General features: G+C 38.5%; 17 protein-coding genes and 1 tRNA gene. 9 read left to right on the forward strand and 9 right to left on the reverse strand.

Annotation, left to right across the window (positions count from 1 at the left end; all coding sequences use genetic code 11):
• Positions 1–17: 17 nt before the first annotated feature.
• The 4 genes from FVQ77_09235 (at position 18) to recQ (ending at position 4,637) form a co-directional block, all read left to right on the forward strand.
• Complete coding sequence (locus FVQ77_09235; protein MBW8050506.1) at positions 18–836, forward strand: hypothetical protein; 819 nt, start codon at positions 18–20, stop codon at positions 834–836.
• Between the two features lie 393 nt (positions 837–1,229).
• A complete protein-coding gene (locus FVQ77_09240; GenBank protein ID MBW8050507.1) occupies positions 1,230–1,496 on the forward strand; it encodes a UPF0175 family protein in 267 nt (88 codons plus the stop codon).
• Between the two features lie 3 nt (positions 1,497–1,499).
• Positions 1,500–1,985: a DUF3368 domain-containing protein gene (locus FVQ77_09245; GenBank protein MBW8050508.1), complete on the forward strand. Its 486-nt coding sequence runs from the start codon at positions 1,500–1,502 to the stop codon at positions 1,983–1,985.
• 441 nt (positions 1,986–2,426) lie between these two features.
• Positions 2,427–4,637 (forward strand): DNA helicase RecQ, encoded by a 2,211-nt coding sequence (gene recQ / locus FVQ77_09250; protein MBW8050509.1) that lies wholly within the window; start codon positions 2,427–2,429, stop codon positions 4,635–4,637.
• 586 nt (positions 4,638–5,223) lie between these two features.
• On the opposite strand, the gene FVQ77_09255 is transcribed toward recQ, so the two are convergent.
• From FVQ77_09255 to FVQ77_09290, 8 genes are all read right to left on the reverse strand, one after another.
• Positions 5,224–6,234 (reverse strand): hypothetical protein, encoded by a 1,011-nt coding sequence (locus tag FVQ77_09255; protein ID MBW8050510.1) that lies wholly within the window; start codon positions 6,232–6,234, stop codon positions 5,224–5,226.
• Positions 6,235–6,293: 59 nt separating this feature from the next.
• A complete protein-coding gene (locus FVQ77_09260; GenBank protein ID MBW8050511.1) occupies positions 6,294–6,983 on the reverse strand; it encodes a nucleotidyl transferase AbiEii/AbiGii toxin family protein in 690 nt (229 codons plus the stop codon).
• A complete protein-coding gene (locus tag FVQ77_09265; GenBank protein ID MBW8050512.1) occupies positions 6,947–7,243 on the reverse strand; it encodes a hypothetical protein in 297 nt (98 codons plus the stop codon). Before FVQ77_09265 ends, FVQ77_09260 begins: the two co-directional genes overlap by 37 nt.
• Positions 7,244–7,352: 109 nt before the next feature.
• Positions 7,353–10,499, reverse strand: coding sequence for an efflux RND transporter permease subunit (locus FVQ77_09270; protein MBW8050513.1), 3,147 nt, complete (start codon positions 10,497–10,499; stop codon positions 7,353–7,355).
• 51 nt (positions 10,500–10,550) lie between these two features.
• Complete coding sequence (locus tag FVQ77_09275; GenBank protein ID MBW8050514.1) at positions 10,551–11,375, reverse strand: hypothetical protein; 825 nt, start codon at positions 11,373–11,375, stop codon at positions 10,551–10,553.
• Positions 11,376–11,391: 16 nt separating this feature from the next.
• Positions 11,392–11,733 (reverse strand): heavy-metal-associated domain-containing protein, encoded by a 342-nt coding sequence (locus tag FVQ77_09280; protein MBW8050515.1) that lies wholly within the window; start codon positions 11,731–11,733, stop codon positions 11,392–11,394.
• A 92-nt stretch (positions 11,734–11,825) separates the two neighbouring features.
• The gene (locus FVQ77_09285) at positions 11,826–13,526 is read right to left on the reverse strand and encodes an efflux RND transporter periplasmic adaptor subunit (protein ID MBW8050516.1); all 1,701 of its coding nucleotides are present in this window, start codon (positions 13,524–13,526) and stop codon (positions 11,826–11,828) included.
• Positions 13,523–14,722, reverse strand: coding sequence for a TolC family protein (locus FVQ77_09290; GenBank protein MBW8050517.1), 1,200 nt, complete (start codon positions 14,720–14,722; stop codon positions 13,523–13,525). The genes FVQ77_09285 and FVQ77_09290 overlap by 4 nt, the downstream gene beginning before the upstream one ends.
• Positions 14,723–15,132: 410 nt before the next feature.
• On the opposite strand from FVQ77_09290, the gene FVQ77_09295 reads away from it, so the two are divergent.
• From FVQ77_09295 to xth, 4 genes are all read left to right on the forward strand, one after another.
• Positions 15,133–15,207, forward strand: a tRNA-Val gene (locus FVQ77_09295).
• A gap of 38 nt (positions 15,208–15,245) precedes the next feature.
• Positions 15,246–15,623, forward strand: coding sequence for a rhodanese-like domain-containing protein (locus FVQ77_09300; protein MBW8050518.1), 378 nt, complete (start codon positions 15,246–15,248; stop codon positions 15,621–15,623).
• Between the two features lie 267 nt (positions 15,624–15,890).
• Positions 15,891–16,547: an NAD(P)H-binding protein gene (locus FVQ77_09305; protein MBW8050519.1), complete on the forward strand. Its 657-nt coding sequence runs from the start codon at positions 15,891–15,893 to the stop codon at positions 16,545–16,547.
• Between the two features lie 59 nt (positions 16,548–16,606).
• Entirely contained in the window at positions 16,607–17,371 is a 765-nt protein-coding gene (gene xth / locus FVQ77_09310; protein ID MBW8050520.1) for an exodeoxyribonuclease III, read from the forward strand.
• Between the two features lie 3 nt (positions 17,372–17,374).
• On the opposite strand, the gene FVQ77_09315 is transcribed toward xth, so the two are convergent.
• Entirely contained in the window at positions 17,375–17,590 is a 216-nt protein-coding gene (locus FVQ77_09315) for a DUF2283 domain-containing protein (GenBank protein MBW8050521.1), read from the reverse strand.
• A gap of 116 nt (positions 17,591–17,706) precedes the next feature.
• On the opposite strand from FVQ77_09315, the gene FVQ77_09320 reads away from it, so the two are divergent.
• Positions 17,707–18,924, forward strand: coding sequence for a TCR/Tet family MFS transporter (locus FVQ77_09320; protein MBW8050522.1), 1,218 nt, complete (start codon positions 17,707–17,709; stop codon positions 18,922–18,924).
• The last annotated feature ends 94 nt before the right edge of the window (positions 18,925–19,018 follow it).

Genomic DNA, 19,018 nt, shown 5'->3' on the forward strand with positions numbered 1-19,018 from the left:
CATCTGGTTCTCCAAATTTGAATTGGGCTCTTTATGCTGGATTAGAAGTTAAAGTCGGAGCAAGAATAGAAGCATTTAGTAAGACATTATTTGATTATAGCGCAACAGTAATTAAAGATTCAATAATTTTAGATCAAGGTGTTGGAGGTCCAATTACTTCTACTCTAACTGACCCAAGAGATGGCCAGGTATATAATACAGTACTTATCGGCACTCAATGGTGGATGGCAGAAAACCTCAATTACGGAACTTATGTGCCGATAGCAACCGGACAAGCGGGCGCAGGCACACAAAAATATTGTCAGAATCTTGCCGGAGTTAATGATGCTTCTTGTCCTTTTGGCGGTTTATATGAATGGACAGAAATAATGAATGGCTCCGCTTCCTGCAACGGCACAGGTGCGCCACCTAATGATAAGTGCCCGACAAATGTACAAGGAGTATGCCCTGCAGGCTGGCATGTACCTTCTCATTATGAGTGGACTACTTTAGAAAAAAATGTTGGCACCAACCCGGGTGCTTTCCCTTACGATATAACTACAACCGGAGTATGGCTTGGAACAGATGAAGGCGGCAACCTCAAACAAACCGGCATCGCCAACTGGACAACTCCCAACACAGGCGCCACCAACACCAGCGGTTTTACAGCCCTTCCGAGTGGCCAGTCCTGGTCCGGTTCGTTCTACTATACCGGTAGCTACGGTTACTGGTGGAGTTCTACCGAGAGCAGCGGGGCGAATGCGTGGGCCCGGGAGCTGATCTATAATACCGCTCAGGTGCGCAGGGGCTACGCCAATAAGGCAACCGGCTTTAGTGTGCGTTGCGTTAAGGACTAAGTGTGCCAGGAAGCACATCAAAACGATTACGTTTTAATGTGCATGTTGTTTTCAAGATGGTTTACCCTGTGGAATCCCGCAGAGCTGGACTATTCAACAGGGTGGGCTGTAAACACTTGCTTTGTAAGTATCAGAAACGAGCTGTTATAGATAAACAGAGGTCTCACAAACGATAAGGACAAAGAAAAGCATACAGAATTGAACCACCGACAGGGGGTAACGATGCTGATTCATGGGCCTATCGTTGTTGGATACCAAGATGATAATGAAATCAAACCTTGAAGGTTTAAGAAATAATAGGAATAACATCAAAAAAAATGAAACAAGAAACCAGTTAGGCTTCATAAATTGTAATTTGCATAAAAAACTGTATCTTTGATAAAAATAAATAAAATGAAAAATATTACGGTACCAATAGAAATACCATCAGATTTGTTGATTACGCTTAATCAGTCTGAAAAGGAGTTGAAATCGCATTTTCAGACAGCAATCGCTATTTGGCTATTCCAAGAAGGGAAATTGACAATTGGGAAAGCTATACAATTATCTGGATTAACCCGCTATGAATTTGAAAAAGCACTTACGAAAAACAATATCCCGATCTCAGAATTGGACACTGGCCAGATAATTTCTGATGTTGAAAAACTAAGTAATTTGTAGTCTATGAAAATAGTTATTGCTGACACGGGAGCATTAATTTCCCTTGGTCTGACTGGACATATTTACTTAATTGATAAAATTTTTGGGGACTTCTATATTGCAAATGCAGTTTGGGAGGAACTACAGAGATATGACAACCCTGATTTTGATAAAAGTCTTCTGGTTCAACTAAAAAAACGAGTAGAAAGTATCAAATCCAAAAATCATCTTTCTGTGATAATGGATTACGGTGAATCTGAATCAATAATTTTATACGAGGAATTAAAAGCTGACTATTTGCTTATAGATGACAATAGAGCCAGGATTATTGCTGAATCATTGGACGTTAAATGCATTGGATCAATAGGTTTACTTATAAAAGCAAAACAGAAAGGACTGTTAAGTGATTTGAAACCGATCTTTGAGAAGTGGATTATAACTGGTAGATATTTCTCAAAAAAACTATTGAACAAGATATTATTACAAACTGGAGAAACACTGATTAAATAAGAATTACAAAGCCTAACAAGCGGTCATAAATAATTGCGGGTGAGGTGGTTAGTCAAGCGTTTATGGTTCGTATCAACTTCATCTTGGTTTGAAAGGAAAGTGCCTCGTACTCCGCAACTATTCATACCTCCGATCCGATAACTATAACTCTAAACCAATAAACTAAAAACATTAATAATTCACTTAGCCTGATTAATTCATAAATTATTAATTAAATAGAACGCAGATTTACCCCAGACATTATCAATGCAAATTTTACGGTTTCGTTTATTACCTACATAAAATAAAAAAAACAAATATTGAAAATACGATTCAACATTTGTTAACTTTACTCCATCAAAACAAACAAGCAGCAGTAGGCAGCAGCAGGAGGCAGGACTGCCAACTGCCGCTGCCTACTGCTGCTTGTTAACTTTACTCAATCAAAACATTACAAGCAATATGCCAACTCCACACCAAATCCTAAAAGAAAGTTTCGGATTCTCTGAATTTCGTGACAAGCAACAGCAGATCATTGAATCGGTATTAAACGGCAAAGATAGCTTAGTGCTGATGCCCACGGGTGGAGGCAAATCACTTTGCTACCAGATCCCGGCATTGGTCTTTGAGGGGCTGACGGTGGTTGTTTCGCCATTGATCGCATTGATGAAAGACCAGGTAGATGCGCTAAAGCTCAACGGAATTGATGCGGCTTTTTTAAATTCTACATTAAGCTACGGGGAACAAGATCAAATAACAGCAAACCTGAAAGCCAACAAAATAAAGCTGCTTTATATTGCCCCTGAGCGCTTGTTTTCCCGGGAAATGCAATTTCTAAATTTTCTCAAATCACTATCCCTACCTGCCGACCTGTCCCGTGCCGAAGGTCGGGAAGCATCAGCGCAGGTAGGAATTTCACTATTTGCCATTGACGAAGCGCATTGCATATCACACTGGGGACATGATTTCAGGCCTGAATACCTCATGCTTTCTAAGTTAAAAAAGGAATTTCCAAAAGTGCCTGTGATAGCGCTTACTGCAACCGCAGATGTGCAAACCCGAAAGGATATTCTGCAAAAACTTCAGCTAAATAATCCGGAAACCTTTATATCCAGCTTCAACAGGGAAAACATTCATTATTTTATACAACCAAAAAGAAGGAGCTATGACAGGCTCGTTGATTTTCTTAGGCAGCATGAAGATGAATCAGGTATTGTGTATGTGTTGTCAAGGAAGTCGGCAGAATATACAGCAGAAGACCTTCAGAATGACGGATTTTCTGCTAAACCATACCATGCAGGATTAGACAAAGACATACGCGATAAGCACCATGAACTTTTTATCAAAGACCAGGTAAAGATCATTGTAGCCACCATTGCCTTTGGAATGGGGATTGACAAATCCAACGTCCGCTTTGTGGCACACATGGACTTGCCCAAAAACATAGAAAGCTATTACCAGGAAACAGGCAGGGCGGGACGAGACGGGATTAAAAGTGAAGCCCTGCTATTTTACAGCTATGCCGATGTCATCAAACTAAAAAAATTCGTAGAAATTGAAGATAACAAGGAGCAATCTGCCATTATGCTGCGCAAGCTTGATAAAATGGCTGATTACTGCCAATCAAAAAAGTGCAGGAGAAAATACATGCTGGAATATTTCGGAGAAACTTACCCGCATGAGAACTGTGATTCCTGTGATATCTGTCTTGACAAATATGAAAGATTTGACGGTACGGTCATAGCACAAAAGGCCCTTTCTGCAGTAACAAGATTAAACGAAAGGTTCGGTATCAACTATGTCATTGACTTTTTGAGAGGATCTCAGTCGGAAAAGATAAAAGAATGGCATAAAAAACTTAAAACCTATGGGATAGGGGCCGAAATAAGCAAAGATGACTGGCGCACGTATATCAGGAATTTGATAGATGAGGAGTATCTGGCAGTTACTGAAGGTGAATATCCTGTATTGAACCTGACCCAAAAAAGCTCTCCTGTACTCAATGGGCAGGAAAAAGTGATGTTGGTAAAAAGCGTTACAAGGGAAACTATAGTTGAACAAACGATGAGCTATGAAGATGAACTGCTTAAAAAGCTCAAAGCCATCCGTTACGAATTATCCATCCAGGAAAATGTGCCTGCCTATATCATATTTTCAGATGTTACTCTTATAGAACTTTCTACCTACCTGCCTCAGGATTTTGAAGAACTGAAACAGATATCAGGTTTCGGTGAAATAAAGCTGGCAAAATATGGAAACCTTTTCCTTGATGCCACCGTCCGATATTGCAGGGAGAAGGATTTGAAGTCTAAAATTCATTATAAAAAGCCAAAACGCCAAAGAAAAAGCAGACCGGGTTCTGCCACCAAACCCGATACGAAAGTAGAAACTTTTCAACTATTCAAAAACGGGAAAAGCATCCCTGATATTGCTACAGCAAGAGAATTAGCCACCAGTACCATTGAAGGACATTTAGCTCATTTTATCCTTGATGGACAGATTGAACTAAAAGACCTTGTACCTGCTGAAAAAGTACCGGATATTGAGAAAGCCGTCATGCTCCATGGCAGCCAGGCTTTATCGCCAATCAAAAATGAGTTGGGGGATAATTTTAGTTATGGAGAAATAAGGGCAGTGATAAATCATTTACAGAAGGAGAAGCTGAACGCATAAGGCATGGAGCATAGAGCAATACCATCACAGTTTGTTTCTTTTAACTAAACGGTTGAGTATGCTATCAAAGTTTTTTTAACAAATGTCAAATCTAAAACCATACAATGCTAAAATAAAGATCGGTAAAATTGAAGCCGAAATATTTTGGCAAACGACTAATTGTGAGCATTTCTTACAAAACTATTTTTTATATCAATGAATACAAAGACAATTACCAAAATAAAAAAAATGGCTAAAAGAGTTAATACGGCTGACAAGAAGAAAAAACCGTCAAACCAAAACTCGAAAATTTTTCCAAAAGCATTATGGAAAGACGCCAATGGAGATCTTTTCTACAAAAAAAATGGAAAATTAGTACCATTTACCGGTGATATTGAAAAATGGCTCGGGGTAGAAGAAAGTTAATCTAATTATATTTATCATAATTACTATTTTATGGATAAATGGAAAGAGTTTGAAATGCAGTTGATTTAATAAATATTAATAACAATAGGGTCAACCAGCACCCAGTAACCAGCATCCAGTAACTGATAATTTGATGCATGATGTTAATAATAATTACAATTTAAGTTGCTTTTTTTTTAATTTAGCTTTTTAGGTTCATTATAAAATTGGTAGTATGTATTTCTCCATTGTGATTGAATTGCATAAATACTTTGTACTTGCTTTCCCTGGGGAAATTAGTATGTAAGTAAATATCGGGTCCGGTGGTTTCAGATTCCATGGGATGAACATGTAAATATTCTTCAATGTCTTCACTAAGGATAACCATGTGTGCCAATGCTCCTAAATAAGTATCCAGGTTATTTACTGCTTTCCCGTCTTTGGTAATATTAATTTGTAATTGAATAGATGTTTTGATTGCAAAATCTTTGTCGGCACCTAATTTGACTGTATATCCATCTCCTTCCCATACTAATCTTTCATCTCCCAAAGGAATCTTTGCCTTTTCTTTTCCGGAAACTTTGATAGGAATTTTCTCTATCTGGTTAGCTGCCTTGGAGGGTGTGTAATCAAGGAATATAATATAATCGCCACCAGAGAGAAATTTCGTTTCTTTTAATCCCCTGCCTTTAGTATAATCTTCACTTTCAGCTAATACATCAATTATATGATCTCCACTAGCAGTGTACTCGGGATGGATATGTTCAAAATAAGACAAGTCTTTACTGAACACCATCATGTGGATTTTTTTTTCGTGTACGATATCTAATGGAACAAGAGCGGTCTCATTGGATTCATCTATGGGTCTAAAAGTAAGTGTAGCTGCTTTTCCGGCTTCAATTTGAACCGGGTCAGAACTGTAATCCATTCTATATGATTTTGAGCTTGTTGCTTTATCTGAATGTACTAAATTCATTCCGCAAACAGGGCATTTGCCGGGTTTATCACTCTGGCTTCCCTCGCAAGCCATCGGGCAGGTGTAAATATGCTTGTGATCATCACCTTCATCATGTGAATGTTCGTGATGTTCACCGTCCACGTGTTCGTGGGCTGCTTCACTTTGATTATCTCCTGAATTACTGCATCCGGAGATTAACATTGTTCCAAGCGTAAAAGCACTTGCAGTTCCTAAAATTAAAATTGTCTTTTTCATAATTTAATAAATTTAAAGGTTAGTATATATATTTTTGCCTCGTAGAAAGATTTCTTCATTTATTTCCTTTGTTTTTTTCTCAGCTTCATTTCTCTTTCTTTCAGAATTCCGTCAAAATAATCCTTCAATCCAATTTCAATTTTCTTCTTTGTCATTTCCCATGTCAATTCATTCAACATTTTTGGCATTTCAGTTTTTTCGGCATCGTCAAAATCCTTGATTCTTAATATAATGGTTTCTTCATAAGGCGCCATCGTTGAATATTTTTCTTTAAATAAGCCAACCATTTCTTTTATGCTGCATTTGTCGAGCAAAGCGGCAACATCCACTAAATCCTTTTTTGTTTTTCTCCCGGTGAAGGGGTCGCAGGTTATTTTAATTTTCATGGCGGCAATTTCTTCCGGGTGTGCCATGCGAATTCCATCTTCAACAAGGGCATTGCGGATGAATTTATTTTTGTGGTCCACAATGTCAACTTTTACTCCTTCATTAGTTATTGTTCGAATCATAATTCCACCCTTTGGTTTAACCCCGCTTTTCAAATTGAATTTTTCAATTAATTCAGCAGCTATTTCATCCCCTGAAAAATCATTACTTGTAAACAGGTCAATATCCATTGATTCCCTGTGCCCTAATTGTAATGACAGGGCAGTACCGCCAACAAGGCGGAAATTCTTAAGCGACTTCATCTCCATCAGTTGACGAAGGGCTTTTAGTAACTGCGGGGATACTCCTTCAGTTCGTAGCATTTGAATTTTTTTTCCGGAATTCCCAAAAATGCAGAGGCCGTTGCAAGTCCATATGCATCAAGGTTATTGGTAGAAAGTAAAAGTTTTGTCACATATTCTTTGCCATAGCAGATAATGATGTCGGCAACCTCCTGAAAGTTTCCATAATTAAAAACACGGCAAATTATAAAATCGCCACTTTTTTCGTAATTGATATTCTCTATGGAAACATCCCAGAAAACAGCAGGATTTATTTCGGGAATATACTTGGGAAATTTCATTAATGTAATTTTTAAAACTACGAAATTAAGAAAAAAACGAAAAAAAACTTCATTTATTATCTGAAATTATTGAATAGTAAGAATCCTGTAAATTTAACCGGATTAGTTACTAATCTTCAAATTCATTTTGATTCTTGTTTTCCAAATACTTTTTCAGCGCTCTTTCTCCAAAGAGGTGAAAAACAACAGGGGTAACAATCATATCTAATAAAGTTGAGCTAATTAGCCCACCAATAATAACAGTGGCAACGGGGTAAAGGATTTCCTTTCCGGGTGCATCTTTTGCCAATGTAAGGGGGATGAGTGCAAAAGCTGCCGTTAAAGCTGTCATCAAAACCGGAACTAATCTCTCCAATGAACCCCTGATAATCATTTTCTTGCTAAACTTTTCACCTTCGTGCTCTACTAAGTGCAGGTAGTGGGAGATCATCATAATACCGTTTCGTGAAGCAATGCCCGTGAGGGTAATAAATCCGACTAAAGAAGCCACAGAAAAAACGCCCCCTGTGAGCATTACGGCAATTATACTTCCTATCAATGCAAGTGGAATGTTCAGCATTACCTGTAACACAATACGTGAAGATTTAAAATAGGAATACAGCGCTAAGAATACGCCTGCCAGGGAGAATATGCTCAATATCAAAATAAGGCGTGAAGCTGTTTTTTGGCTTTCGAATTGCCCTCCATAGGTAATAAAGTATCCTTGCGGTAATTTAATATCCTGCCCGATCTTATCCTCTATTTCTACAACGGTGCTGCCCAGGTCCCTTCCCGATACATTACAGGAAACAACCATTCTTCGCTGTGTATTCTCGTGGTTGATGGTATTGGGGCCATTCTCAAAATAGATGTCGGCAATTTCTTTTATGGGAATTAACTCCCCTGTTGGTGTTTCCATCAATGCCCTGCTGATTTCATCAATATCGCTTCTTTCATTCTCAGGTAACCTAAGGATAAGCTCAAAACGTTTTTCTTTATCCAAAATTTGGGAAACTACTTTGCCCTGGTACAATATTTCCAGGTCCTGCACGACTTCTCCTCTCTCTAACCCGTAATATTTGAGCGCGTCTTCTTTAGGACGAATCAGCAACTGCGGTATTTGCACTTGCTTTTCAATCTGTATATCCACTACACCATCAACAGTAGAAATAGTATTTTTTATTTCATTAGCGTATTTTCTCAGTTCCATCAGATCATTCCCGAATATTTTAATAGCCACTTGTGCCCTTACGCCTGAAAGTAAATGGTCTAAGCGGTGTGAAATCGGCTGACCGATGTTGAAGGTGACCCCCTTCAATATAGACAGCTTTTCTCTGATGTCCTGAATGATTTTATCCCTGCTTCGTTTTTCAATATCTTTCTTGAAAGAAACCTCAATCTCGGAATTGGCAACCGGTTCAACGTGTTCGTCTAATTTCGCCCTGCCTGTTCTGCGAGCGGTAAATGCTACTTCGGGTACTTTTAGAATTTGTTTCTCAGCGATGCTGCCCAGCTTGTTGCTTTCTTCCAGAGAAGTGCCGGTAGGCGCAACTGTATTGATGGTTAAAGACCCTTCATTGAATGGAGGTAAAAATTCGGTGCCAAAAAACGGAACAAAAGAAAAGGCAATGAGAAACAAAATTGCTGCACCTGTTAACACTTTCTTCGGGTTGCTCAAACCAAAGTGGAGCAGCATGGTATCCTGCTTTTTGAGCCACCTGACTAAGAAGCCATCTTCCTCGGTTTTCATTCGTTTTATATTCGGAAGCAGGTAGTAGCACATTACGGGAGTAACAGTTAAAGCAACCAATAATGAAGCTATTATTGAGGTGATATAAGCAACACCTAATGGGGCAAATATTCTTCCTTCCATTCCGCTTAAAGCGAATAAGGGGATAAATACCAATACCACAATGATGGTGGCATAAAAAATCGAATTTCGCACTTCTGTTGAGGCATCATATATGACTTTGAGGGGCGGCTGCGGGTTTTCAGAATGACGGTTTTCACGCAAGCGCCTGAAAACATTTTCTACATCCACAATTGCATCATCAACCAGTTCACCAATGGCAATGGCAATACCACCGAGTGTCATTGTGTTTATGGTGATACCAAATGCCTTAAATACCAATGCAGTAATAATAAGTGATAATGGAATTGCTGTAAGGGTTATTAAAGTAGTTCTGAAATTGAGTAAGAACAGAAACAAAACAATGATAACTAAGACAGCTCCGTCTCTTAATGCTTCTACAACATTAGATAATGCAGCTTCAATGAAATCAGCCTGCCTGAATACATCTGTGTTTATTTTAACATCAGATGGTAAGGATGGTTTTAATTCATCCAGTGCTTTGATGACTTCAGCCGTAAGATCAATAGTGCTGGCGTTGGGCTGTTTTTCCACGGTCATTATAACGGCAGGAATACCATTTAAACTTCCATCTCCTCTTTTGAATTTAGCTCCGAATTTCACTTCGGCTACCTGTGATATAAGTATCGGGATGTTATCTTTATAACCGATGACAATATCCTCTATTTGTTTAATTGATTTCAGCCGTCCTAAATTGCGGATCAGCACTTCTGAACCACTTTTGTTAAAGAAATTTCCGGTGGTGTTGAGATTGGATTTTTCCAGGGCATCCATCACCTGGTTGATGGATAATCCGGCAGCATTGAGCCTGGGCATTGAAACCAGCACCTGGTATTGCAGGACATCCCCCCCGGTTGGAATAACCTGAGATATGCCGGGTATGGACAATAACCTTCTACGAATATTGTAGTCGGCTATGGTTCGTAAAACTGCCAATGAGGTAGAACCTGTCCCGATATTATCGGAATCTGTAGTAAGCCCGATCAGCATTATCTGACCCATAACGGAAGAAATAGGACCTAAAACGGGAGTAACACCATCCGGTAATTGCTCCTGAATGGTTTGCAGCTTTTCATTTACTATCTGGCGGGCTTTATAAATATCCATTCCATAATCAAATTCAACAAACACCAACCCCAACCCGATTGAAGAGTTAGAGCGGACTTGCTGAACATTGGCAGCGCCGTTCAAGGCGGTTTCCACAGGCAAAGTAACCAATGCTTCCACTTCTTCAGGCGCCATTCCTTCGGCTTCGAGAAAGATGGTTACGCGGGGGCGGTTCAAGTCAGGTAATACATCAACCGGCAGATCTATTGCTGTGTATGTCCCGCCAATCATAAGAATTACTGCGAAGGCAATGACGATTAAGCGGTTGGTGAGGGAGAATTTTATGATTTTGTTTAACATGGTTCTATTGTTGTGGCTCGTTATTTTTCATCTTCTTCATTTTCTGCTTTTTTATAGCATATATCTAATACCCACAATTAAATTCCCCCTGCTTTTCATCATTGCTTCCGGAGTGTTTTGATAAAGTGGTATCTGATAAAGTGCCTCAAAAATAAAGGAAGAATAAACCATTTTAAACCCGGGAGAACCAAGGAGTTTTTTAGAAGTGAACATTCCTGGCGTATTGGTGGTATTAAACTCATGTGAATAAGAAAATTCCATAACCGGAGAAAATAGATTATCCGAATTGTTCTTATATGGAAACAAACGAGAAAAGGCAGAATTGATGTGGAGCACATCGTTATAATTGCTTGTTGCCTTCTTGTTGATATCCTGAAAAGTATAAAAAATGTTAAGGTCAAATAACCAGAAACGGTGGCGATATGAACAATTAACTCCGGTTTTCGGACTCCATATTTTGTCGCTGATTTGTTCATTTCCTACTGGAATATTTGAGGCAATTGTAGGAGCAATACCAAAAGTGTATGTAGCAGTATTTTTCCGAAATGCCTTAATTTTCATTAGAAAATATGGATCGTCAAACCCATTTTGAGACGTTTTTTCATTAAAAACCATATTTCTTATCTGGTAGGATTGTCTTGTCATAAGTGTAATTTTCGATGTGAGTCCATACACTACCACCAGCGGAAAAGCGTGCACATATGTTTCCATGCCTGAATTATACATATTCATCAAACGATATTGCGTTCTTAAAATCCACCTATCTTGAGCGGGTGTCAGTCCTGCATCTACGCTTATTCCATCTGCATATACCAATAAAGCACATGACAACAGGAAAAAACAACTGAGTAATTTTTTCACTAATGAAGTTTTCATAAATACTGAATGGGCCTTATTCAACTTTTTCACCCGGGGTGAAATTGGCTTTTTTTATTCTTTTAAATACATCCTCTTCGGATATAATTGTATCAGAAAATATCTCTATTTCCTGTTTAACCCAATCGGCTTTTGAATATATTACACCTGGTATTTTGTTAATCTGCTTTTCAAGCGCTCCGTGACATCCCGGGCAATTCATGCCGTAAACCCGATACATTATGGCTATGGTATCTTTGTGCTGTATCTTGTTGCCGTCAGGTTTTATGCTGATGGTGTCAGGTAATAAGGTATCTGTATTTTGGGTGTATGCCTTTGTAAATACAAAAAGACACACAATGAATAATAACCTTTTCATTGTTTAAAGATTTAAGTGTTTAAATGTATTTTGTGCTGTTGACAATATACTTGCCGTTAATAAGGGAAAAATTAAAATAAAATGCTTCATTCTTATTGATTCAGATAAATAGATTTCACCTGATAGGTTCCGTTCACAACTACTCTTTCTTTATCTTCCAATCCTTTTAAGATGATTGTTTGATTCGTGTTGTTTTCACCTAAATGCACAAATTTCACTTCGAACATTTCAGGGGAAGTGTGAACAAACACAACAGGTTTTCCCTTGATGTCGCTGATTGCTGAAGTGGGCACTACGATGTGATTTTCATCAGATTTTGCCGTCACATAAACATTTGCAAATTGTCCGGGCTTGAATAACCCCTGTGAATTATCAATCTCCAGTATGACCTTTGATGATTGATTGACGGGATTCACAACATTTCCAAAGGCAATTAGACGTGCGCTTTCTGAATAATGTTTTTCCTCCTGTATGCACTCTACAAAAAAATTAACGTTTTGTGTAATACCTGATAGGTCTGGATGATGCAGCCTGTGTAAGTCCTTATCAAATATCTGTGCTTCTACTTTCAGTATTTTAGTGTTATAGACAGTGACAAGCAGCTCGCCCTGGCTTACCTGTTGCCCGATGGCTAAATGAAAGTTGTCAACCACTCCTTTGATAGGGGATTTAATGCTGATTATTTTACCTTTCAAACTACTGCCTGAAAGATTATCATATACTTTCTTGTTTTTCAAAGCGGTTTGGTAGCGAATTTCCGCTTCCAGGAGATCTTTTTTGGCAACAATATCTTCAATGGATTTTAAACGCTTGTATTCTTTCTTTGCAGCTTCAAACCCGGCATTGGTATTGCTTTTTTCAGTGGCAACCTGTATTTGCTCGGCAGCGGTGAGGGTTTGCTCTATAACTACCAGTATCTGTCCCTTGTGTACTTTTTCTCCAATGCTGATATTTATCGAAACAATGGAACTGTTCTGCGGTGCAATTATCAGCGCTTCTCCATTGGTTACAGGCATTACCTTGCCGTAAAGTTTCAACGTATTATAATAATCGCTGTACTTTGAAAAAGCAGTGCGAATTTCAAATAGAAACTGGGTTTCTTTAAGTATTTCCATTGCATCGGTGAGGGTTTGACTGCTTTTGGATTTTTTTTCATCCCCGTGGTCGTGCCCTTCATGAGCAAAGATGTTATTGGTTTGATTAGCTGGGATCGTAAGCGTTAAAAAAAGTAAGAAAATAGCTTTTTTTAGTCTTTTACCTATAAAAAGGGTAATGATAACACCTGTAATAAAACTGATTATTACAAATAGTATGGTTGTCCAGCTTACTCCGGAATGTTCACTATTGTTTTCGCCATCCATGGGCAGTTCTTTTCCTACTTCAATTCCTTCTAAAAGCATTAAATCAGCATTACCTGGAGTGGCTATGTTAGCAACTAAACTATATTCGCTGTTTTTAGGGAATATCCCTTCAATGATGTAGATACCGGGTTCTGCCTGCTTAACTGTAAATTTCAAATTCTCATCATCCATACAGGTAATGGTAATTTTTGCGCTGTTTGTCGGGACATTGGTTTCAAAATCAGAAATGAACAGTTTTATCTCTGTCATTTCGTTGGCAGTAATAGGATCATATCTTAAAACCAATTCAAACTTTTCGGAAATGCTGGTTACCGTAAACCAGGATTTTCCTGTTTGCTTTGAGTCCTTCTTTTCATCTTTGTGATCATGGCCTTCGTGGGCCAAAAGATGGGTTGAAAAGAGACACACCATTATTATTAAATACTTTTTCATGGCTGACCTTTTAGATAATTCAGTTCAATTGTGGATAGATTGTAATTCCTAACAGTTTCATAGTAATTCATTTTTATTTCAAAGGCCTGGTTCAAACTTTGCATATAGGTAATGTAACTGATTTGGCCTGCATTGTACGACCCTGAGGCCGTGCTGATGATAGTTTCGGCTTGTTTTAATGCAGATGTTTCAAAGTAGTTGATACTTCCGGTATATTTTTTATATTCAGTGACCGCTTGAAGGTATTCGCTGTTTAAATTCTGTTCTGCTAAAGCATATTGAGAATTAGCCATGTCAAACCTGATTTTGGCAGCTTTAATTTGAGAGGAGTAGGTCCAGAACCAAATCGGTATGGACAATCCGAACTGGTAGCGATATAGTATTTCAGAATTAGCATCTCCCTGGTTAAGGTAACCTACCATCAAACCGGGGGCTAATTTTGACCGTTCTAATTTTACTGATTGTTTATTCAAGGAGATGTTTTGCTGGTAATATTGTAGAAAGGGGCTTGACTTAATCACTCCCGGGTACCCGGGGGCAATGCTTATATCCTCAATCTCTGTGCTTGTTTTAGTCAGGGTTTCATCTGCTTTAATATTTTCATCTTTTATTCCGGCTAATAATTTCAGTTGCAACTGTGCATTTTGAAAATCCGTTTTAGCTTGCATCAATATGTTGTACATTTCTTTTGATTTTGCCTCAGCGCTCACTTTTTCCAGCAAATTGGCTTCTCCAGCATTATAGCGTCTTTCAGCTGCAAGATACAGGGCGTTGAAAATACTGTCCTGGTGGGTTAGTTGGTTTATCTTTATCTCGGCAAATTGTAGATTGAGATAAGCGATTTTTACATCTCTGATCAATAATACTTTGTTTACAATCATTCCCTTTTCAGCAAGTCCTATATTTTGCTTTGCCACCTTTGACTGTTGAATATAAACCAATGGAAACTCAATGGTTTGCTGAACGCCTACTGTAAACCGGGTGGTTGTTGGGCTTTCAATAAATACATCCGGATTTTGCAAATTGAAACTTCCTTTTTTGCTTGCTTTCTGCTCCTCAATTTCCTGCTGTGAAAGTTGCATTAACGGATGGTTTTTTAAAGTATAAACAATTGCACTATCTAAGCGAATTGTGGTTTGAGCAAACAGTCCAATATAGTTGATAAGCATTAAAACCGTTATAGATGTTTTATGCATTGTAATTGCAAACTTAAGTTCAAGGAATTGGCAATTTTAATCAGACCAATGAACAATATAAATCAGTGATGATGGCCTTCCTCGCTATTGCTTTCTTTCTCGAACTTAGCGCTTACGGTTTTGCCACCCACCAACTAAGTTGACTACGCAAGCAAAAGATGTACCAAGGTTTTTTAATTTCACAACAAAATGGTCATTCCCTTGTGCAGTTAGCTTTTCGGTAGCGGTTAGGTGGTTATCAAACTGAAGTATAGAAATTAACTTTTTCTTCACCCTTTACCATTTCAATATGATAATAAATTGTTATTTTTGTAAAAAATATTTTACTGAAAAATATAAATCGAAAATAAGAAATTCGTACTTCGCTTGCCACGGCAAAGTCGGGATCATTCTTAATTCGTACTTTTACCGGGTGATTAGCTCAGTTGGTTTAGAGCACTAGCTCGACAAGCTAGGGGTCACTGGTTCGAATCCAGTATCGCCCACAAAAGAATGAATGAATATTTAAACCAAAACAAAAAATATGAAACAACTAACTAAATCAACGTTTATCCTGCTATTGGCAGTTGCCTGTAGTAGTGCCCAAACACAGAATGAAGGGGCCAAAAATGTTTCCGTAACTGAATTCAATGAACTTATTGAAAAAGGAACCGGGCTTTTACTCGATGTGCGCACTCCGGAGGAGTTTGAGGAAGGGTATATTGAAGGCGCTAAAAATATGAATTTTTACGATGATGATTTTGATGCTCAAATCGAGAAATTAGACAAAGACAAGCCGGTGCTTGTTTATTGCGGTTCCGGTGGCAGGAGCGCCAAAACAATGAGCCTCATGAAGGAAAAGGGGTTTAAGGAAGTATATAATTTGCTCGGTGGTTATGGCGCCTGGGTTTCTCAAAAGTGATAATAAAAAAGTTAATAGCATGTTAATAACAGTTAACAACGGTTGCTTAAAACACTGCTTTTTTGCAATATGCTCCTTTTTTTCAAGATTAAGCATATGAAAAAGTAACAGATATTAACCATTATTAACCGCTATTAACTGTTTTTAACCATTTACATAAATAGGGTAGGGGCCTTCTGATTATCCCTTTAGTGTAGTTGTTTATGCACTGCATAGCCGCCCTATTTAAAAGGTATTAATGTCATACTATATTTATACCCGTTTTTTATGAAAACCGCAATATTATTAGGAGCTACAGGGCTGATCGGAACAGAGTTGTTAAATCAGTTGCTCCTGGATGATAATTATGAACAAATTAAGATCTTTGCGAGGCGTACCTCAGGCATTTCACATCCGAAATTAACGGAACTTATTATTGATTTTGATAAACCGGAGACCTGGATCCGGCACGTAACCGGAGATGTTCTTTTTTCTATGTTGGGCACAACGATTAAGAAAGCCGGAAGTAACGAAAAATATTATAAAATTGATTATACCTATCAATATCAAATGGCTGAAGCTGCTGTTAGAAACAAAGTTGAAAATTACGTGCTAATATCCGCTGCAGGAGCAAGTGCCAATGCCAGGTTGTTTTACAATAGAATGAAGGGAGAATTAGACAGGGATGTACAGAATCTTTCCTTTAAACATATTTCTATCATTAAACCGTCATTGTTAGATGGTGATAGAAAAGAAAGCAGGTTAGGGGAGAAAATTGGCATTATTGTTACCAGGCTGATAACATTGATTATCCCATTTACCAGAAGATACAGGCCGATTCATGCTTCGGTTATAGCAAGGGCTATGAGAAATGCAGTACAAAGAAATAATGAGAAAGTGAATGTATATGAATTGGAAGCTGTTTTTAACCTGGCAATCCCTTAACGAAAAAAAAGTTTATATTTGCATGAATATTAAATAACTAAAAAATAAATTATTTACAGATGAAATTAATTTCCTGGAACGTCAATGGCATCCGTGCAGTAGCCAAAAAAGGTTTTAAAGAATCCCTGAAAAACCTGGATACAGATATTTTATGCTTGCAGGAAACAAAGGCCCAGGATGATCAGGTCAAAGATGTTTTAGACGACATAGACGGCTATCATTTTTTCAGTAATTCAGCCGAACGAAAGGGATATTCCGGTACTGCAATTCTGAGCAAAACTCATCCGGTTAATATAACATACAACATTGGGATAGAAGAACATGATCAGGAGGGTAGGGTAGTGGTCGCGGAATTTGACAGCTTTTACCTCTTAAATGTTTATGTACCTAACTCCGGCCGCGGATTGGACCGCCTGCAGTATAGAAAAAAATGGGATACAGACTTTATAAAATACCTAAAGAAACTCGAAGAGCATAAGCCGGTGATCGCATGCGGTGATTTCAATGTAGCGCATCAACCTATAGACCTTGCCCGGCCCAAATCCAACTATAACAAAACAGCAGGTTATACCCAAACCGAAATAGACGGAATGTCAAATTTTATTAAAGCAGGTTTTACAGACACTTTCCGGCATCTGCACCCGGATAAAATAGCATATAGTTGGTGGAGTTACATGTTTAATGCACGCTCAAAAAACATTGGGTGGAGAATTGATTATTTTCTCATTAGCAGCTCAATGTTAGGGAAGGTTACATCTGCATTTATTCTTCCTGACTACCAAGGCTCTGATCATTGTCCGGTAGGTATTGAGATTTTAATTTAGTACCTAAGCAGTAATAGTATCTGTCTTTTTTACCTCAAGGGCCTGTTCTATCCAATTCAGCAAATATTTCTTTGCATTTAAAATTTCAATCTCAACAGGTGAATTATTTTTATCAAAATGTATAATAATACCCTCGCCAATATCCTCGCCATAACTTGGTTTATTATTAGCAAGTTTTATTAATAACACGTTTGCGTCCTTATCATATGTTGCTTTCATTTCTTATGTTTTTTAAAATATCTTTCCTAATTTTATATATTATGCAAATATAAAGTATTTGATCCTGTAACCCAAAAATTATTATCTTTATTTGTAACACGATTAATGTCTAACCAATGCTCCGAAAAAAAAACGCTTCCTTAATATTTATTTTTATTACTGTCGTATTAGATACGATGGGGTTAGGGATTATAATTCCAATAATTCCTACACTGATCACTAAATTAACAGGGCAGGGGCTTAGTGACGCCTCGCTGTATGGCGGCTGGTTATTAGTTTCATTTTCGCTTATGCAGTTTTTGTTTGCGCCATTGTTAGGAACGTTGAGTGATAGGTTGGGACGAAGGCCGGTGCTGCTGGTGGCTATGTTTGGCCTGGGTGTTGACTACCTGATACATGCTTATGCGCCAACTATAACATGGTTATTTGCAGGGAGAATATTAGCAGGTATTACCGGGGCCAGTTATACGGTGGCCAATGCTTATGTAGCAGATATAAGTAAGCCTGAAGAAAAGGCTAAAAACTTTGGAATGGTTGGCGCCGGTTTTGGGTTGGGTTTTATACTGGGGCCTGTAATCGGAGGTTTTTGCAGCAGATGGGGCGTACAAGCGCCTTTTTTGATATCAGCAGGGCTGAGCTTTCTCAACTTTTTATACGGATTGCTGATCTTGCCTGAATCATTACCTAAAGAGAAGCGAAGAAAGATAAACTGGCTAAAAGCCAACCCCGTAGGTGCATTGTCTTATCTCAAAAAATATCCGATGGTGATGGGCCTTGTTGTAGCCTTCTTTTTTGTGCATTTTGCAGCACAGTCATTGCCCTCTGTATGGGTGTTTTTTACAGAGCTTAAGTTTTCCTGGTCTGAGAAAGAGGTAGGCCTGTCATTGGGTGTGGTAGGATTGCTGGTAGCCATCGTACAGGGTGGACTGACCGGGGTAGCCGTAAAAAAGTTAGGTGAGCGCAAGACTGTTTTTTTAGGTTTTCTGATGTGGAGTAGTGGAATGCTTTTATTCATGCTTGCAAATAGTTCCCTCATGCTTTACATAGTGTTGATCCCTTATTGCCTTGGCGGGATTGCAGGGCCTACTTTGCAAAGCATTATTTCTAACCAGGTTCCTGATGATCAGCAAGGGGAATTGCAGGGCGCTTTGGCCAGTGTTATGAGTTTGTCAGCCATAGTTGGGCCACCGGTTATGACGGGGGTATTCTTCTTTTTTACCAAAGATACTTCACCGGTATTCGCCCCCGGGGCGCCTTATGGCCTGGCTGCTTTGCTTATGCTAGTAGGCTGGGTCTTGGCTTCATATTATTTGTCTAAACTGAAAAAAGATTAATCTAAAAACGTATTCAGATTCAATAACACAAGTAATCCGGGCTGATTTGCCTACCTTCGCGGTTTATTTAACAAACGGGCATCTCTAAAAACTA

The sequence above is a fragment of the Cytophagales bacterium genome (genome assembly GCA_019456305.1).
GTDB lineage: Bacteria > Bacteroidota > Bacteroidia > Cytophagales > VRUD01 > VRUD01.

Coding starts and splice junctions, on each gene's coding strand:
- recQ (MBW8050509.1), top strand. CDS start 2,427: ATGCCAACTCCACACCAAATCCTAAAAGAAAGTTTCGGATTCTCTGAA.
- FVQ77_09300 (MBW8050518.1), top strand. CDS start 15,246: ATGAAACAACTAACTAAATCAACGTTTATCCTGCTATTGGCAGTTGCC.
- FVQ77_09290 (MBW8050517.1), bottom strand. CDS start 14,722: ATGCATAAAACATCTATAACGGTTTTAATGCTTATCAACTATATTGGA.
- FVQ77_09285 (MBW8050516.1), bottom strand. CDS start 13,526: ATGAAAAAGTATTTAATAATAATGGTGTGTCTCTTTTCAACCCATCTT.
- FVQ77_09315 (MBW8050521.1), bottom strand. CDS start 17,590: ATGAAAGCAACATATGATAAGGACGCAAACGTGTTATTAATAAAACTT.
- FVQ77_09305 (MBW8050519.1), top strand. CDS start 15,891: ATGAAAACCGCAATATTATTAGGAGCTACAGGGCTGATCGGAACAGAG.
- FVQ77_09270 (MBW8050513.1), bottom strand. CDS start 10,499: ATGTTAAACAAAATCATAAAATTCTCCCTCACCAACCGCTTAATCGTC.
- FVQ77_09265 (MBW8050512.1), bottom strand. CDS start 7,243: ATGAAATTTCCCAAGTATATTCCCGAAATAAATCCTGCTGTTTTCTGG.
- xth (MBW8050520.1), top strand. CDS start 16,607: ATGAAATTAATTTCCTGGAACGTCAATGGCATCCGTGCAGTAGCCAAA.
- FVQ77_09255 (MBW8050510.1), bottom strand. CDS start 6,234: ATGAAAAAGACAATTTTAATTTTAGGAACTGCAAGTGCTTTTACGCTT.
- FVQ77_09245 (MBW8050508.1), top strand. CDS start 1,500: ATGAAAATAGTTATTGCTGACACGGGAGCATTAATTTCCCTTGGTCTG.
- FVQ77_09280 (MBW8050515.1), bottom strand. CDS start 11,733: ATGAAAAGGTTATTATTCATTGTGTGTCTTTTTGTATTTACAAAGGCA.
- FVQ77_09275 (MBW8050514.1), bottom strand. CDS start 11,375: ATGAAAACTTCATTAGTGAAAAAATTACTCAGTTGTTTTTTCCTGTTG.
- FVQ77_09240 (MBW8050507.1), top strand. CDS start 1,230: ATGAAAAATATTACGGTACCAATAGAAATACCATCAGATTTGTTGATT.
- FVQ77_09320 (MBW8050522.1), top strand. CDS start 17,707: ATGCTCCGAAAAAAAAACGCTTCCTTAATATTTATTTTTATTACTGTC.
- FVQ77_09260 (MBW8050511.1), bottom strand. CDS start 6,983: ATGCTACGAACTGAAGGAGTATCCCCGCAGTTACTAAAAGCCCTTCGT.